The sequence below is a fragment of the Bacillus cereus group sp. N21 genome, from assembly GCF_016483395.1.
In the GTDB taxonomy this organism is placed as follows: Bacteria; Bacillota; Bacilli; order Bacillales; family Bacillaceae_G; genus Bacillus_A; species Bacillus_A pseudomycoides.
The window spans coordinates 1-1232 of the sequence record NZ_JAEHBX010000195.1 but is presented as its reverse complement, the minus strand read 5'-3'; the positions used below and the strand labels follow the sequence as shown (position 1 = coordinate 1232).

The window sequence follows — 1232 nt, the reverse complement described above, 5'->3', positions numbered from 1 at the left end:
TGTCAAGTAGACTGTATTCAAAAAGCACAACTAAGTAACCTGAGTTCTATATTTATATGGACTCAGGTTATTTAATTTCTTTTGAAATCTTTGGTGATTATAAAAGTGTATATATTTGCGCACGGCAAATTTAACCTCATCAGCTTTGCGGAAAGAGTATAAATGAAAACACTCTGACTTAAAGTGGCTGAAGAAGTTTTCTATACAAGCATTGTCCCAACAGTTTCCCTTCCGAGACATACTAGCCTTCATCTGATATTTTTTTAGTAATTGATTATATTGACGGGATGTGTATTGGAACCCTTGATCACTATGTAGGAGAATCCCTTTCGCATTTCGCTTTTTCCTTGCCTTCTTAAGTGTATCTAGCACTAATTTAAGGTCGTTTCTACGACTGATTTCATAGGCAACAATTTCATTGTTGTACAAGTCTTTAATAGCGGATAAGTATAATCTCTGTCCATTGAAAATCAAGTAGGTAATATCTGTTACCCATTTTTCATTCGGTTTTGAAGCTTGGAAATCCCTGTTCAGATGGTTATCTGAAATCACATAAGCTTCTTTTTTTCCATAATAAGGTCGTTTTCTCCTAATAATCGCTTTGATACCTAGTTCACCCATCAACCTCTGTATACGTTTGTGATTAACGTGAAGGTTATAGGTGACTTTCAGCCAAACTTGTACTCTTCTGTATCCATAAATTCCCCTAAGTTTTTTATGGCACTTCAATATCTTTTTTTTGATTTTGACATCCTCCGATTGTTTTTCAGAAGGCGTCGAGTGCCGTTTTATCCATTTGTAGTACCCACTTCTGGTTACACCGGCAATATCGCATAGAACGGTAACCGTAAAACCTTTTTCCGACATCTCGTGGATGACTTCAAACTTTCTCGCTTTGGATACAGCTTTCATTCCTCCTTTTACATCCCTAAGAGCTTTTTTAACATTTCATTTTCCGCTTCTAATCGTCTGATCTTAGCTTCTGGATCTTCTGGCTTGATTCTTGGTCTACCTACACCTGGCCCTTTCGCTTTACCACGTTTTTCTTCTAGTCCTTTGATACCTTCAGCCTCAAAGTGTTTCACCCAACGTCTTACTACTGAGTGATCAATTCCTAGTTCTTTAGCGGCCGTTTTGTATCCCATTCCTTCTTTAAGGTATAAATCTACTGCTTTTTTCTTAAATTCTATATCGTAAGTTACTCTAATTTTACCCATAGAAAAAATCCCCTC

The 1232-nt window shown here is 36.8% G+C and carries 2 protein-coding genes; both read right to left on the bottom strand.

Annotation, left to right across the window (positions count from 1 at the left end; all coding sequences use genetic code 11):
• Positions 1 to 30 precede the first annotated feature (30 nt).
• Positions 31 to 912, bottom strand: coding sequence for an IS3 family transposase (locus tag JDS96_RS30425; protein ID WP_006097496.1), 882 nt, complete (start codon positions 910 to 912; stop codon positions 31 to 33).
• Between the two features lie 8 nt (positions 913 to 920).
• The gene (locus tag JDS96_RS30420; RefSeq protein WP_199669087.1) at positions 921 to 1217 is read right to left on the bottom strand and encodes a transposase; all 297 of its coding nucleotides are present in this window, start codon (positions 1215 to 1217) and stop codon (positions 921 to 923) included.
• Positions 1218 to 1232 lie beyond the last annotated feature (15 nt).